The following is a 13,403-nucleotide window of genomic DNA, read 5'->3' as shown; positions in this document are numbered from 1 at the left end:
ATGGGTCAAAAGCTCAAGATAGCAGGCTGGATTTCAATCGGCGCCGTAGCGGGAGCTCTCACCACGGTACAGCTGCAGGCAGTGGCCCGCGCGGGCATCGCCCCCCTGCCGCTCGAAGAGCTGCAGCAGCTGGCTGCGGTTTTCGGCATGGTCAAGACCGATTACGTCGAGCCGGTGGACGAGAAAAAGCTCATCACCGACGCCATTTCCGGCATGGTGGCCAGCCTGGACCCGCACTCGGTCTATTTCGACAAGAAGTCCTACAAGGAATTCCGCGAAGGCACGACGGGCCGTTTTGTCGGTGTCGGCATCGAAATCAGCCAGGAAGACGGCCTGGTCAAGGTGGTCTCGCCTATCGAAGGCTCTCCCGCCGACCGCGCCGGCCTCAAGCCCAACGACCTGATCACCCGCATCGACGACACCGCCGTCAAGGGCTTGACGCTCAATGAAGCCGTCAAGAAGATGCGCGGCGAGCCCAAGACCAAGGTGCTGCTGACGATCTTCCGCAAGGACGAAAACCGCACCTTCCCGGTCACCATCACGCGCGAGGAAATTCGCACCCAGTCGGTTCGCAGCAAGGTGGTGGAGCCCGGTTATGCCTGGGTACGCCTGAGCCAGTTCCAGGAACGCACGGTCGACGATTTCGTGACCAAGCTCGAGCAAATCTACAAGCAGGAGCCCAACCTCAAGGGCCTGGTGCTCGATTTGCGCAACGACCCGGGCGGCCTGCTGGACGCCGCCGTCGCCGTATCGGCCGTCTTCCTGCCTGACAACGTCACCGTGGTGTCGACCAACGGCCAGCTCGCCGAAAGCAAATTCACCTACAAGGCCTCGCCCGAGTTCTACCAGCGCCGCAACGGCGCTGACCCGCTCAAGCGCCTGCCTGCGGCCCTCAAGAACGTGCCTCTGGTGGTGCTGGTTAATGAAGGCTCGGCCTCGGCCAGCGAGATCGTCGCCGGCGCGCTGCAAGACTACAAGCGCGCCACCATCATGGGCACGCAGACCTTCGGCAAGGGCTCGGTGCAAACCGTGCGGCCGCTGGGACCTGACACGGGCCTGAAGCTCACCACGGCGCGCTACTACACCCCCAGCGGCAAATCCATCCAGGCGCGCGGCATTGTGCCCGACGTGATGGTGGACGAAACCGCCGAAGGCAGCCCGTTTGCCGCCCTGCGCACCCGCGAAGCCGACCTGGAGAAACACCTCAATAGCGGCCAAGGCGCCGAGGTCAAGGATGCCAACCGCGAAAAAGCCCGCGAGATAGCGCTCAAACGCCTCGAGGAAGAAGCCAAGAAGACACCGGAACAGCGCCGCCCGCCCGAAATGGGCAGCGACAAGGACTTCCAGCTGGCCCAGGCGATCAACCAGCTCAAGGGCCGTCCCGTGCTGGTCAGCAAGACCGCCGTGGTGGAACCCAAGAACGAGAAAAAAGAAAATTGAGGCCGTGACGGGATAGCGCCGGGATTACCGGCCTTTTCCGGTCTCCCCGGCTGGCTTCTCGCGTCCCTGTTCCACCAAGGCCGCCCTCTCCCTGCGGCGACGCTTTTTTCAATGAACGACGACCAGCTGCTTCGCTATTCCCGGCATATCCTGCTTGATGACATCGGCATCGAAGGCCAGGACAAGCTCCTGAAAGCGCATGTGCTGATCGTCGGGGCCGGAGGCCTGGGCTCACCGGTCGCGCTCTACCTGGGCAGCGCCGGCGTCGGCCACATCACCATCGCCGACCATGACCGCGTCGAGGCCACCAACCTGCAGCGGCAGGTCGCCCACACCCTGGGCCGCATCGGCGAATTCAAGGCCGAATCCGCCCGGCAGGCCATCGCGGCGATCAACCCCGACGTGACGGTCACGCCCGTCACGCGGCGGGCCGAGGGCGCGCTGCTCGACGAACTGGTGGCCAAGGCCGACCTGGTGCTCGACTGCACCGACAACTTCGCGACCCGCCACGCGATCAACCGTGCCTGCGTGAAATACCGCAAGCCGCTGGTCTCGGGCGCGGCGATCCGCTTTGACGGCCAGGTCTCGGTGTTCGACGCGGGCAATGCGCAGTCACCCTGCTATGCCTGCGTGTTCCCCGAATCGGAACTGATGGAAGAGGCCCTGTGCGCCACCATGGGCGTGTTCGCGCCGCTGGTCGGCATCATCGGCAGCACGCAGGCGGCCGAAGCCCTGAAGCTGGTGTGCGGCGTGGGCGAGGCGCTCACCGGGCGCCTGTTGATGCTGGACGGCAGGCGCATGGAGTGGAGCGAGATGAAACTGGCGCGCAATACCGCTTGCGCGGTCTGCGGCGGCATTCACCACTGACCTTTTATTTGACGGCGGCCGCCGGAATGCGCGAGCCGGCGCTGGATGCGGCGGCCTGTTTCAGGATTGCCGCGCAGTTTTCATCCTGGCCCGGCCCGGTTTCTATGGTGGCGGCCAGGGCCAGCAAAGGATTGATCACACCCAGCGCGATCGCGATGCCAGCCCGCCCGGCCAGCGCGCCCTTATCGGGACCTGCCGACGGGGCCGCGAAAGTGCCACTGACTTTCAGGGGCGACCGCAAGCTCAGGATGCTGCGGTCCTTGGGTGCCGGCTCCAGGACCAGATCCAGGGTTTCATCGGCCAGGCTGATGTTGCCGTGTCCGTTGATCACCGTGTCGGAAGTGTCCAGCACAATGGTCTTGCTGCTCATCAGCCCCTGTTTGACCTCAAAGGCGGCAGCAGCGCAGCGCAGCTGCACGTTGCGGTCGCCGCGCACCAGGAACTTGATGATCTCGCCGCCGTCCAGGCCCATGAATTCGAGCAGGATGTTGCTGATCTCGCCTTTGCCCATCAGGACGGCCACGTCGCCCGAAGAAGTGCCCAGCATTTGCGCCAGCGAGTTGCCGCGCCCCTTGAGGTCGAACTGGCCGCTGATCTTGCCCAGGCTGCTTTTGGTGGTCTCGATCTTCGGAAAGAGCTGGTTCAGCTGCACGGCGCGCAGGTCCAGCCGCGTGCTGAAGCCGGCCGGCACAAGATTGGCATCGATGCGTATGCTGCCGGCCACCGTGCCGCCCGCGATGCCCAGCGATATGGGCTCCAGCTGCAGCACGCCGCCGTTCAGCTTGACGTGGACGCTGCCTTTGTCCAGCGGCAGCACTTCCACGTGCCGGATGTCGGCGGCGGAGTACACCACGTCGGCATTCATGGCCTTGAGGCGGGTCACGTCCAGCGTCGCAACGGGCAGTACCTTGCGCGATGCGGAACTCGCCGCGCTTTTTTTGGCCGGGGCGAGTTCATCCCCGGTCTTGACGGCCGCCGCTTTCACGGGCGTGGGGCCGGCCGGCGCGGGCAAGCCAATCACCGGCGCCAGATCGGCGAAGTCCAGCAGCTTTGACTGCACCTTGCCGCTCAGCAAGGGCACCGGCGCGGACTGGTCGAAACTGAGCGCGCCGCTGAGGTCCGAGCTGCCCAGGACGCCCTGGATCTGGCTGGCAGCCCAGACCTTGCCGTGCCTGGAAAGCTTGCCGCGCAGCTTGTAAGGCGGTGTGGAAGGCAGCACAACGCCCAGCAGCTTGTAGAGTTCTTCGAGGTTGCGGCCCTGCAGGTCAAAACTGGCATCCACCCCCGCAAGGTCCGCGAGATTGGCGATGCTGCCTTTGGCTTTCAGGCTGGTCCTGCCGGCCATCGCATTCACCTCGATGGGAAAAGGCGCTTCAAGATCCTTGCTCAGCTGCAGCACGCCGCCGGTGCGTCCATTGGCGCTGAAGGCTTCATTTTTCCATTTGCCTGTCGCCTTGTAACTCAGAGGCAACTGGCCGGTGCTTTCCTGGGCGAGCGAAAAATCCACATGGATATTGGCGCCCTGTGCCGCCGCCTGGTAGTCCACGCTGCCGCCGTCGATCAGCAAGGCATCGATGCGCGGAATGGCACCCTCATCGGAGGTGTCGCGCGCCAGCGCCCAGGTCCTGCGTCCATCGGGCTCGATCTGCAGCCCTATCTCCGGTGCCGTCAGCGCGATGCGCGGCAACACGACCTTGCCCAGCAGCAGCGGCAGCAGCCTGATGTCGAATTCGGCCGCCTCCGCCTTGACGAGATAAGGCTTGCTGGCCCACTCGGGATTGGCAAACTCCACACCGTCAGCCCTGACCGTGACGGTGCGCCCCAGGTGCACCGACAGATGCCGGGTGATTTCAAAGCGCCGGCCCAGTTGGTCCGAGACATGGCGATTGATGGGGCCGCGCAGCATATCCCAGGGGAAAAACACCAGTACCAGCACCAGGGTAAGCAGCACGGCGCCTATACCGGCAAGCCATCTTCGCCAAAGTACGGGCGCGGACTGTGGGGTGTTCATGGGTGACATGGAAGATCAGGCCTGCGTCGAGGAAGCGCAAGGCATGAGGCTTGCCGCGCAGTGGCCGGGAATACCGCAGTGGCCGGGAATACCGCAGTGGCCGGGAATACGCTGGAAGCACTGGCTGGCATGCGTTTGTCTCCCTGCGTTGTGGTGTTATGTCTGAACTTATGCCTGCGCCTGCAAGAGCGCGGGGCTCCGTTTAGCCCTGCATACCACTATCGGCCGGATCACGGCATGGGGCAGTCGGCAGGCACCATGACACGCTGTGGGCATGTGCCTACAGCCCGCGTAGTGTGGCTGGGGCGCACACGCAATGCAGGCGTAGGCGGCCTCCTACAGGTGCTGGCCTTGGCCGCTGGCAGAATGGGCCTTGGGAAAAAGATACATTAGGAAACAAGAGACATTCGCTTTTTTGGGACTTTCGTAATACTTCGAAAGCCACGCGGCCTCCTACCTGGACCTGAGCAGTGAGACTGAAAACGTACATCGTAGAAGACAACCCCACCATTCGCGAAAATCTGATCGGGACGCTGGAGGAATTGGCACGCATTGATGCCGTGGGAAGCGCAGAAACCGAAAACGAAGGCAAGGCCTGGCTTGCGGAAAACAGCGAGGACTGGGACCTGGCGATTGTTGACCTGTTTCTCAAACAGGGAAGCGGGCTGGGCGTGCTGGCCGCCTGCAGGGACCGCCCTTCGCGGCAAAAAGTCGTGGTCCTGAGCAACTATGCCACCGCCGACATCCGCCAGCGCTGCACGCAGCTCGGTGTCGACGCGGTATTCGACAAATCCAACGAGATCGACGCCCTGGTGGACTATTGCATCCAGCAGAGCGCCGCCGCCGATTGAATTCAATCGATCAGCTTGTTCTTAAGGGCGTAGTAGGTCAAGTCGCTGTTCGAGGAAAGGCTCATCTTCTCCATCACGCGGGTGCGGTAGGTGCTCACCGTTTTCACGCTCAGCGACAACGCCTTGGCGATGTCGCCCGCCGTTTCGCCCTTGGCCAGTTTGAGGAACACCTGGAACTCCCGCTCGGACAGCTGCTCGTGCGAGGCGACGTCGTTGGGCCGGTTCAGCTGCTGCGCCAGCAACTCCGCCACCGCCGGGGTAATGTAGCGTTTGCCAAGCGAAATCACGCGGATCGCGTCGACAATCTCGGAAGGATCGCATTCCTTGTTGAGGTAGCCGCTGGCGCCCTGGCGGATCAGGTTGACCGCATAGTGCTCCTCGGGATAGCCGCTCAGGATGAGAATACCTACATCGGGCGCCTTCGCGCGGATCATGGCCAGCGCGTCAATGCCGCTTTGGCCCGGCATGGACAAGTCCATGACAAGAATGTCGAGTTCGACATTGCGAACCAGGTCAATGGCCTCGCGGCCGCTGCCGGCCTCACCGACGACGCGCAAGTCGACCTGGTCCGAGAAAAACTGCTTGAGCCCCGAACGCACAATGGCGTGGTCGTCCACAATTCCGATTTTGATCATGTCGCTGTCTTCCTATAAAGCTGCAAGCCGGCAACGCCGTGAAAAGAGCCTTGAACTGGCGCCTGCTTTAATTTTCAGCACCCATTATTGACGAATTCTTCACCGAAGTACCAAACGGAGTTTGCCGTGAAAGCATTTGCGATACCCAGAATGGCCATCAGCCTGCCTTTGGCGGTGCTGGCCGCCGCCTTCCTCATCTTCATCAATGAGGCGAGTTTCCGCAAGTCTACCGAAGCGGCGGCCAGCATTGAAGAGGCGCAGCAGACCCGCGGCGCCATCAACAAGCTGCTGCAGCACATGCTGGACGCGGAAACCGGCCAGCGGGGCTACCTGCTGACGGGGGACGCGCGCTACCTGGAGCCCTACAACGCCGCGCTGGCCGACATCGACCACAACCTGGACACGCTGCGCCAGCTGTTCACGCCCTACCGGGAACAGCTCGCAGAGTTCGGCCAGATGTCGCGGCACGTTTCCCGCAAGCTGGCCGAAATGGACCTGAGCGTTCGCATGCGCAAGGAGGGCAATGAAGACGCCTGGAAATTCGTGCTGACCACGGACGTCGGCAAGGAACACATGGAGGCCATCCGCGAGCAGTCCGCCAGGCTGGCGGCCAGCAGCGTCAGCAAAATGGAGCAGGGGCAGGAGCAGATCAGGCGCTCGCTGCAGCTGTCGCGCATCGGGGTGGCCACCGTGGCGCTGGCGGGTTTGCTGGCTTTCTACATGTACCTGTTGCAGACCAAGGCCTTGCTGGCTTCCGGCCGGCGAGAGCAGGAGTCGCTGCAGCGCGAGCGCGATTTCCTCGAGGTGCAGGTGCGTGAGCGCACCGCCAACCTGGCCGAGCTGGCCACCCATCTGCAGAATGTGCGCGAGGACGAGCGCGGCCACCTGGCGCGCGAACTGCATGACGAGCTGGGCGCGCTGCTGACCGCGGCCAAGCTCGACGTGGCGCGTTTGAAGTCGCGTCTGGCGGGCAGCATGCCGGAAGCGGTGGAGAGGCTCACGCACCTGACCAACACGCTCAACAGCGGCATCGCGCTCAAGCGGCGCATCGTGGAAGACTTGCGCCCGTCCTCGCTGTCGCACCTGGGCCTGGTGGCCTCGCTGGAAATCCTGGGACGCGAGTTCGAGGAACGCTCGGGCCTGACCATCACCACCGACCTGGAGCCCGTCGAACTCGGCGGCTCCGCGCAACTGACCGTCTACCGCCTGGTGCAGGAGTCGCTGACCAACATCGGCAAATACGCGGAAGCCAGGCAGGCCGAGATCAGCCTGCATAACTTCGACAGCTACATCACCGTGGAGGTCAAGGACAACGGCAAGGGCTTCAAGGTCGGTAGCGTGGGCGCGGGAAGCCACGGGCTGGCCGGCATGCGGCATCGCGTGGAAGCCGCGGGCGGCCGCCTCACCGTCACGAGCGCCGAAGGCGAAGGCACACGGATTTCCGCGGTGCTGCCGAAGACGCGCTGACACGCGCCTGCGCCTGGCAGGCGCGTAACAAAATGTCGGCCCCCTCCTACAGGGCGTGGCCATTCGAACTGACACGGGCACACGTCCGCAGCCGATGAGGCCATCGCAGGACGCTGACTAAGCTTGGCTCAAGGCCGCTTCAATCGAAGCAACGGCCATCCACCCCCGGAGCAAGGAGCCTCAGATGTTGCACTATTCCGTCGTTTTCCTCGTGATCGCGCTGATCGCCGCTGTGTTCGGCTTCGGCGGCATCGCGGCCGGCGCCGTCGAGATCGCCAAGATCCTGTTCTTCATTTTTGCCGTGATGGCCGTCGTGAGTTTTGTCATCAGCCTTTTGCGCAAGAACTGACGGTCCCGCATTTCGCCCCAGGGCCCCCCGCATGAGCCGCGTCACCCGGTGACCCGGCTTTTGTTTTCCCTTCTTCTTTTCAATCTCTCCTCTCAACCCACCAAGGACCGCCATGAACCCCCAGACCGCCGCCAACACCGCACGCCAAGCCTCCGACGAACTGCTGCAGACCGCCGAGAAAGCAGTGGGCAACACACGCAGCTATGCCAACGAGGCCCTCGACAAGGCCGAAAACAAGGTGCGTGACCTGCGCGGCAGCGTCGATCCCCTGGTCGACATGCTGGCCTCCAAGGCCCAGCACCTGGCGCGCCAGAGCCTGGACATCGCCGCCGAAGCCAAGGAACGCGCGCAGCGCTCGCTGTCCAACGCCGCGGGTGCGACCTCGCGCTATGTCGCCGACCAGCCCCTGCGTTCCGTGCTGATCGCCGCGGCGGTGGGCGCGGGCGTCGCGCTGCTGATTTCCTCGGCACGCCACCAGCGCCAACAGAACCGCTACTGAGCCACCGCGACACCGGCCATCAAGACCAACCCGCCATGCTTCATCCCCTCTTCTCCACCATCGTGCAACGACCCGACCTGGTCGTGGACCACCTGTCGGCCTATGCGGCACTGTTCCAGGAAGAAGCTTCCGAGGCCGGCTCCGAATTGCTGGCGCGCGCCGTGGCCTGGGCCGTGGCCGTCGTGGCGGCCGCCGTGTTTCTGGGCCTGGCGGGAACGGCCGTGATGCTGGGGATGCTGCATAACCAGTTCCACTGGGCGCTGGTGGTCGTGCCGGGTATTGCGCTGGCCATTCTTGCCATTGCCATGATGCGGGCGCGCAAGCCCTTCGCCACGGAGCGCTTTCCCGAACTGAAGGCACAGATCGACAGTGACGCCCGTGCCCTGCGCATGGCCGCCTGAACAGCGTCACCAAGACCGCGCCATGACATCCCTCACTCAACTCACCCAGCCCACGCCGCAGGAAAGGCTGGCCAGCAGCCGCAAGGCCATCGTCAGGCACATGAGCCGCGACAAGCTGTCCCATGACGAGCCGGCACAGTCCGCGCGGCATGGTGAAGAAGGCCCGCCGTATGACGAGGGCGGGAGCTGGGGCTTCATCAAACACGCGCTGGGCGCCTGGTGGCAGCACCACCCCGTGAGCGCCGCGCTCAGCCTGGCGCGGCCTGTGCTCGGCCAGTACGCCAGGGAAAAGCCGCTGCAGCTGCTGGGCATCGCCGCCGTGGCGGGCGCCGCGGCAGTGGCCTTCAAGCCCTGGCGGCTGGTATCCCTGGGCAGCGTGCTGCTGGCCACGCTCAAATCGTCGGAGATCTCCGGCGCGCTGCTGTCCATGCTTTCCCGCCCCGCGCAAAACAACGAACAGACACAGAGAACACCATGAACACCTCCGTCATTTCCCAACGCCCCACCGCGGCTTCAGGCGAACTGGTGCTTGACGAAACCGGCCTGGATGCGGCTCGCAGGAGCCTGGCCGACGGCGCCATCACACCGGCCTACGGGCCGCACCGCGACGCGATCGTGAAGCTGCTCAACGACGCGCTCGCGACGGAGCTGGTCTGTGTGCTGCGCTACAAGCGCCACTATTTCATGGCCAGCGGCCTGTCCTCACCCGCCATCGCGGATGAATTCCTGGTGCATGCGAATGAGGAATCCGGGCACGCGGACCGCATCGCCCGGCGCATCGTGCAACTGGGCGGTGAGCCCGATTTTTCGCCCGACACGCTGCGGCAGCGCAGCCACGCCGATTACGACGAATCCAACGACCTCAAGACCATGGTGCGCGTCAACCTGGTCGCCGAGCGCATCGCGGTGGAGACCTACCGCCAGATGATCGCGCTGATCGGCGACAAGGATCCCACAACGCGGCGCATGCTCGAGGACGTTCTTGCCGACGAGGAAGAGCACGCCGACGAGCTCAAGGACTGGCTCGAAAAATAAACGATGACCGCTGGCCTGTGGGCGTGGTGCCGTCCACAGGCAGGCTTTTTCAACCCTGCACCAAAACCATGACATCAACACAAGAGGAAACAGTATGAAATACGCTCGCGCAATTGCATTCGCCGCCCTGGCAGGCATCACCATCATTGGCAGCGGCTGCGCTGTCGGGCGTGGCCAGGAAACTGCCGGCGCCTATGTCGACGACGCCGCCATCACGACCTCCGTGAAGGCGAAATTCGTCGAGGACAAAACCGTGGCGGCATCCTCCATCAAGGTGGAAACGCTCAACGGCACCGTCCAGCTGTCCGGCTTCGCCAAATCCGCCGCGGAAAAAGCCCAGGCAGAAAACATCGCCCGCAACGTGAAGAACGTCAAAGCCGTTCGCAACGATATCGTCATTCGCCCGTAAACGGTTAGACCCCATGCCACCGGAAAGTGGCTGGAAAAAAGGCAGGCATGGAATTTTCCGTGGCCTGCCTTTTTCACGTTCCGGGCCGGGCCCGCAGCCCAAGGATCAGCCTGCGGCTTTCACCTCAAGTTTGTTATCCACCGATTTGACGCCCTTGACCGCCTTGGCCTGATCGGCGGCCTTGTCGCGGGCAGCCGCCGTGGGCGCGGAACCCTTGAGAGTCACGGCGCCGTCGCGGGTGTCCACATTGATCTTGAGCACGCTCAGATCGGGGTCTTTCGCGAAGCCCGCGGTGACGGTGGTGGTGATCGTGAGGTCGTCGATTTTTTCACCGGCCTTGGCGGCCATGTCCTTGCCGGAAGACTCGGCGCTTTGGGTCGCGCTTTTCACCGCGGCGCCGGCACTGGCCATTTCGCTTTCGGCCTTTGCTTTGGCCCTGGCGGCGGCCTCTTCGGTTTTCGCAATGGCTGAATCGAGTTGCTGGCCGGCGGTTTTGCCCTCGTCCTGTTTGCTGCAGGCCGACAGGGCCAGCATCAGGGATGCCGCGACCAGGACGGCCAGCGGACGGAGGGCAAAGCCTGTATGCGAAGGATTGGGAAGGCTTGGAATCATGATGGCTCCTTGGTGGGAATGTGCGGGCCCGGCCTGGCCGGCCGGGCGCAAGGGAATGGCGAAGCGGCGTTCGCGCACACTCACTCTAGCCAGATGGTGCGCCGCCGCACATCGGCCCCGGCTGAAACAGCCGTAGGACAAGGGGCAGCGCCGGTAGCTAGTGGCAACTGCCGTGCCGTTTGCGAAATTGCGCGGGGTACACCGCGGGCGCGCCCTGCGAGGCTGAAAAAATCCCCAGCCCCGCGGCCTGGGCATGCCGCTGCTGCGCGGCATAGGGGCCGGCGTTGGCCCGGTTGCGGTAAGACCAGGCCAGGCCCTGCGCCACCATCCAGCGTCCCGTGTCCTCGCCTTTGAAGCTGATCTTCGCCAGCAGGCGGCCATAGTCGTCATGCAACCGTCCGTGAACAGCCACGCGCTGGCCCAGCAGCTTGCGCATCAGTGCGTCGCGGGAGGCCGTGCCGCCGGCCTGGCAAATTTCAGGCGCGTCTATGCCGCTGATGCGAACGCTCACGGGCTTGCCACCGCCGGGCGGACGCACCTTCAGCGTGTCACCGTCGACCACATAGGTCACCATGCCGGACCAGGCGGTTGCCGGGAGTTTGGCTGAGTGTTTGGCCGGTGAAGATGCCTGGGCGGGAAGCCACGCGCCCAGCAGCGCGGCCATCGCGAGTACGCGGGGGAGGAAAGACATGGTCCGAAGAGGCGCATGACGCGCGGAAAAAAGACCCTGAATATACTGGACAAACAGACAGGCCGGCCATTCTCTTTCACGCGGATGTCAGGCGGTGACAATCCAGCCTTCCAGCGGATCCATCTCCAGCGGCAAACCGTAGCGCGGCGCGCCCTGCCGCTGCGCCCAGGCTGCCTGCATCAGGCACAGCGCGGCGTCCAGGCTGTCGCCGCTGGCGTCATCGGCCAGCGAATCGCGCTGGGCATGGCTGACCTTGAGTCTCAGCCCCAGCCGGGTTTGCCCGGTTTCCAGCGCGGTGATCAGGTCCTTGCGCGCGATCAGCCGTTCCGGCGTCTGTTTGGCCTTGTCGTCGCTTTTATACGAGCGGCTGCCGAGCAACTCGCGCGCGAGCAGGCCGGGGTAGCCCTCGAGTGCGACGCGACGAATATCGCCGTCGTGCAGGCCGGGCAGGTGCACGCCAGCCGCCAGCAGCCGCGGCACACCCGCATGCAGCATATAGGCCACCGGCGGGTTGACCCACTTCATCGAGGGGCTGGAGCCGGCCGGCCCGTCGGCGGCGCGGTGGGCAAATTTCCGGCCGGCGGGGCGGGCGTCGCAGAAGGCGGCAAAAGCGCTGCGGATGTCGGGCCGGCTCAGGGCCGCGTAGTGCAGCATCAGGTCCGGCCAATGGCCGGGCCAGCCGAGCTGCTCGACCAGCTCGCGCGGCAGGCCGAAGGGGAAATCAAAAGCGCCCAGCCAGGCGGGTTCGCGGCGCAGCCATTGCTCAAAACCGTCCAGCGATTCGATGCGCTCCAGGCCCGCGAGCAGCACGCGGCCGCCGGCCATGGAGCCGGTGGCCATCACAATGGGTTTGCGGCGGCTGGGGCTGCTGGAAAAATCGCAGCCCAGCAGCAATTCGGTCACCGGCGCCATGCACGCCCCCTCACGCCGACGCCGCCAGGCTCAAACGCGCCCGCAGATGGAGGCGGTGGCCATCAGGTCTTCGAGCAGCGCGTAGGACACCTTGCCGGAGACGGAATAGGGGTCAAGCTCGGCCTTCTCGGAATACTTCAGCAAGATGGAATGGTTGAGCTTGGAGAGGTTGACCTGCCCCATGGTCCAGCCGCCGAAGCGCCGCTCGGAGATTTCCTCGAAGTGCAGCAGCACCACGTCCTTGTGGCGGGCGTCCTGCTGGATGTGGCCGAACAGGTCGCTGACCGCCATGCGCCCGCCTTCGATGGCCTGCAGGAAGATGCCGCCGCCGTAGCAGAGGATGCCGGTGATGCCGGTGGCCGGGTTGTGCTGGCGCGACTGCGACAGGATGCCCTCGATGGCTTCGGGACTGGTGTCGACCGCGCGGCTTGCGTAAAGTAAACGTACGAGCATGGTTAGCCTTTTTGCGGAATCAGTGCGAGGAATTCGCGGCGCAGGGTCGAGTCCTTCAGGAACACGCCGCGCATCACCGAGTTGATCATCTTGCTGTCCATGTCTTTCACGCCGCGCCAGGCCATGCAGTAGTGGCTGGCTTCCATCACGATGGCCAGACCGTCGGGTTGGGTTTTTTCCATGATGAGGTCGGCGAGCTGCACTACTGCCTCTTCCTGGATCTGCGGGCGGCCCATGACCCATTCGGCAAGGCGCGCGTATTTGGACAGGCCGATCACATTGGTGTGCTCGTTGGGCAGCACGCCTATCCAGATCTTGCCGATGACCGGGCAGAAGTGGTGGGAGCAGGCGCTGCGCACCGTGATGGGTCCGACGATCATGAGCTCATTGAGGTGCTCGGCGTTGGGGAACTCGGTGATGGTGGGCGAGGCCACGTAACGTCCCTTGAACACCTCGTTGAGGTACATCTTGGCCACACGGCGCGCGGTGTTGTTGGTATTGTGGTCGCCGGCAGTGTCTATCACCAGGCTGTCGAGCACGCCCTGCATCTTGCCCTCGACTTCGTCCAGCAGTTTTTCGAGTTCTCCGGGCTGGATGAACTGGGCAATGTTGTCATTGGCGTGAAAACGCTTGCGCGCCAGGGCCAGCCGTTCGCGGATCTTGACGGAAACGGGCGTACCCTCGCCGGTCGCGTCCTGGGGGGGCGTGTCGGATTTCATAAGCATGCCAGATATTACCAGCCCGCCCCCCTGCCGTCTTGTCCGGAATTTG

General features: G+C 64.1%; 17 protein-coding genes. 10 read left to right on the top strand and 7 right to left on the bottom strand.

The features are described 5' to 3' along the window. Complete coding sequence (locus tag ACEN8I_RS06710; protein ID WP_413327541.1) at positions 1–1,440, top strand: S41 family peptidase; 1,440 nt, start codon at positions 1–3, stop codon at positions 1,438–1,440. Between the two features lie 111 nt (positions 1,441–1,551). Beyond that, a complete protein-coding gene (locus ACEN8I_RS06705) occupies positions 1,552–2,307 on the top strand; it encodes a HesA/MoeB/ThiF family protein (RefSeq protein ID WP_413327540.1) in 756 nt (251 codons plus the stop codon). A 4-nt stretch (positions 2,308–2,311) separates the two neighbouring features. Here the strand turns inward: ACEN8I_RS06705 and ACEN8I_RS06700 are convergent, their stop codons facing one another. Beyond that, positions 2,312–4,327 (bottom strand): AsmA family protein, encoded by a 2,016-nt coding sequence (locus ACEN8I_RS06700; RefSeq protein WP_413327539.1) that lies wholly within the window; start codon positions 4,325–4,327, stop codon positions 2,312–2,314. Positions 4,328–4,788: 461 nt separating this feature from the next. On the opposite strand from ACEN8I_RS06700, the gene ACEN8I_RS06695 reads away from it, so the two are divergent. Beyond that, positions 4,789–5,169, top strand: a complete 381-nt coding sequence (locus tag ACEN8I_RS06695) for a response regulator (RefSeq protein ID WP_413327538.1) — start codon at positions 4,789–4,791, stop codon at positions 5,167–5,169. A gap of 2 nt (positions 5,170–5,171) precedes the next feature. Here ACEN8I_RS06695 and ACEN8I_RS06690 read toward each other — a convergent pair whose 3' ends face one another. Then, positions 5,172–5,804 (bottom strand): response regulator transcription factor, encoded by a 633-nt coding sequence (locus tag ACEN8I_RS06690; protein ID WP_007867910.1) that lies wholly within the window; start codon positions 5,802–5,804, stop codon positions 5,172–5,174. 126 nt (positions 5,805–5,930) lie between these two features. Between ACEN8I_RS06690 and ACEN8I_RS06685 the strand changes: the two genes are divergently transcribed. The 7 genes from ACEN8I_RS06685 (at position 5,931) to ACEN8I_RS06655 (ending at position 9,964) form a co-directional block, all read left to right on the top strand. Beyond that, positions 5,931–7,271 (top strand): CHASE3 domain-containing protein, encoded by a 1,341-nt coding sequence (locus tag ACEN8I_RS06685; protein WP_413327537.1) that lies wholly within the window; start codon positions 5,931–5,933, stop codon positions 7,269–7,271. Between the two features lie 184 nt (positions 7,272–7,455). Next, positions 7,456–7,620, top strand: coding sequence for a DUF1328 domain-containing protein (locus ACEN8I_RS06680; RefSeq protein ID WP_007867921.1), 165 nt, complete (start codon positions 7,456–7,458; stop codon positions 7,618–7,620). A 112-nt stretch (positions 7,621–7,732) separates the two neighbouring features. Further along, on the top strand, positions 7,733–8,119 hold the full coding sequence (locus tag ACEN8I_RS06675) for a hypothetical protein (protein ID WP_413327536.1): 387 nt from the start codon (positions 7,733–7,735) through the stop codon (positions 8,117–8,119). Between the two features lie 35 nt (positions 8,120–8,154). Continuing rightward, entirely contained in the window at positions 8,155–8,520 is a 366-nt protein-coding gene (locus ACEN8I_RS06670) for a hypothetical protein (RefSeq protein ID WP_413327535.1), read from the top strand. Positions 8,521–8,542: 22 nt separating this feature from the next. Continuing rightward, positions 8,543–8,998, top strand: a complete 456-nt coding sequence (locus ACEN8I_RS06665; RefSeq protein WP_413327534.1) for a hypothetical protein — start codon at positions 8,543–8,545, stop codon at positions 8,996–8,998. Further along, a complete protein-coding gene (locus ACEN8I_RS06660; RefSeq protein WP_413327533.1) occupies positions 8,995–9,555 on the top strand; it encodes a ferritin-like domain-containing protein in 561 nt (186 codons plus the stop codon). Before ACEN8I_RS06665 ends, ACEN8I_RS06660 begins: the two co-directional genes overlap by 4 nt. Positions 9,556–9,649: 94 nt before the next feature. Beyond that, a complete protein-coding gene (locus ACEN8I_RS06655; RefSeq protein WP_413327532.1) occupies positions 9,650–9,964 on the top strand; it encodes a BON domain-containing protein in 315 nt (104 codons plus the stop codon). Positions 9,965–10,069: 105 nt separating this feature from the next. Here the strand turns inward: ACEN8I_RS06655 and ACEN8I_RS06650 are convergent, their stop codons facing one another. The 5 genes from ACEN8I_RS06650 to folE form a co-directional block, all read right to left on the bottom strand. Then, positions 10,070–10,576 carry a BON domain-containing protein gene (locus ACEN8I_RS06650; RefSeq protein ID WP_413327531.1) on the bottom strand — a complete coding sequence of 169 codons (507 nt, stop codon included), beginning with the start codon at positions 10,574–10,576 and terminating at the stop codon, positions 10,070–10,072. Positions 10,577–10,733: 157 nt separating this feature from the next. Continuing rightward, positions 10,734–11,267, bottom strand: a complete 534-nt coding sequence (locus ACEN8I_RS06645; RefSeq protein ID WP_413327530.1) for a thermonuclease family protein — start codon at positions 11,265–11,267, stop codon at positions 10,734–10,736. Positions 11,268–11,354: 87 nt separating this feature from the next. Further along, positions 11,355–12,179, bottom strand: coding sequence for a DUF429 domain-containing protein (locus tag ACEN8I_RS06640; RefSeq protein ID WP_413327529.1), 825 nt, complete (start codon positions 12,177–12,179; stop codon positions 11,355–11,357). A 30-nt stretch (positions 12,180–12,209) separates the two neighbouring features. After that, positions 12,210–12,632: a BLUF domain-containing protein gene (locus ACEN8I_RS06635; protein WP_007867959.1), complete on the bottom strand. Its 423-nt coding sequence runs from the start codon at positions 12,630–12,632 to the stop codon at positions 12,210–12,212. A 2-nt stretch (positions 12,633–12,634) separates the two neighbouring features. Continuing rightward, positions 12,635–13,357, bottom strand: a complete 723-nt coding sequence (gene folE / locus ACEN8I_RS06630; RefSeq protein WP_036838408.1) for a GTP cyclohydrolase I — start codon at positions 13,355–13,357, stop codon at positions 12,635–12,637. Positions 13,358–13,403 lie beyond the last annotated feature (46 nt).

It is taken from the genome of Polaromonas sp. CT11-55 (assembly GCF_047303325.1).
GTDB lineage: Bacteria > Pseudomonadota > Gammaproteobacteria > Burkholderiales > Burkholderiaceae_C > Polaromonas.
This window is presented reverse-complemented; position numbering and strand designations above follow the sequence as displayed.

Bases quoted from the DNA above. Each gene is read 5' to 3' on its own strand.
- ACEN8I_RS06670 (WP_413327535.1), top strand. From the start codon at position 8,155: ATGCTTCATCCCCTCTTCTCCACCATCGTGCAACGACCCGACCTGGTC.
- ACEN8I_RS06660 (WP_413327533.1), top strand. From the start codon at position 8,995: ATGAACACCTCCGTCATTTCCCAACGCCCCACCGCGGCTTCAGGCGAA.
- ACEN8I_RS06640 (WP_413327529.1), bottom strand. From the start codon at position 12,179: ATGGCGCCGGTGACCGAATTGCTGCTGGGCTGCGATTTTTCCAGCAGC.
- ACEN8I_RS06710 (WP_413327541.1), top strand. From the start codon at position 1: ATGGGTCAAAAGCTCAAGATAGCAGGCTGGATTTCAATCGGCGCCGTA.
- ACEN8I_RS06675 (WP_413327536.1), top strand. From the start codon at position 7,733: ATGAACCCCCAGACCGCCGCCAACACCGCACGCCAAGCCTCCGACGAA.
- folE (WP_036838408.1), bottom strand. From the start codon at position 13,357: ATGCTTATGAAATCCGACACGCCCCCCCAGGACGCGACCGGCGAGGGT.
- ACEN8I_RS06665 (WP_413327534.1), top strand. From the start codon at position 8,543: ATGACATCCCTCACTCAACTCACCCAGCCCACGCCGCAGGAAAGGCTG.
- ACEN8I_RS06635 (WP_007867959.1), bottom strand. From the start codon at position 12,632: ATGCTCGTACGTTTACTTTACGCAAGCCGCGCGGTCGACACCAGTCCC.
- ACEN8I_RS06705 (WP_413327540.1), top strand. From the start codon at position 1,552: ATGAACGACGACCAGCTGCTTCGCTATTCCCGGCATATCCTGCTTGAT.
- ACEN8I_RS06655 (WP_413327532.1), top strand. From the start codon at position 9,650: ATGAAATACGCTCGCGCAATTGCATTCGCCGCCCTGGCAGGCATCACC.
- ACEN8I_RS06700 (WP_413327539.1), bottom strand. From the start codon at position 4,327: ATGTCACCCATGAACACCCCACAGTCCGCGCCCGTACTTTGGCGAAGA.
- ACEN8I_RS06650 (WP_413327531.1), bottom strand. From the start codon at position 10,576: ATGATTCCAAGCCTTCCCAATCCTTCGCATACAGGCTTTGCCCTCCGT.
- ACEN8I_RS06680 (WP_007867921.1), top strand. From the start codon at position 7,456: ATGTTGCACTATTCCGTCGTTTTCCTCGTGATCGCGCTGATCGCCGCT.
- ACEN8I_RS06690 (WP_007867910.1), bottom strand. From the start codon at position 5,804: ATGATCAAAATCGGAATTGTGGACGACCACGCCATTGTGCGTTCGGGG.
- ACEN8I_RS06645 (WP_413327530.1), bottom strand. From the start codon at position 11,267: ATGTCTTTCCTCCCCCGCGTACTCGCGATGGCCGCGCTGCTGGGCGCG.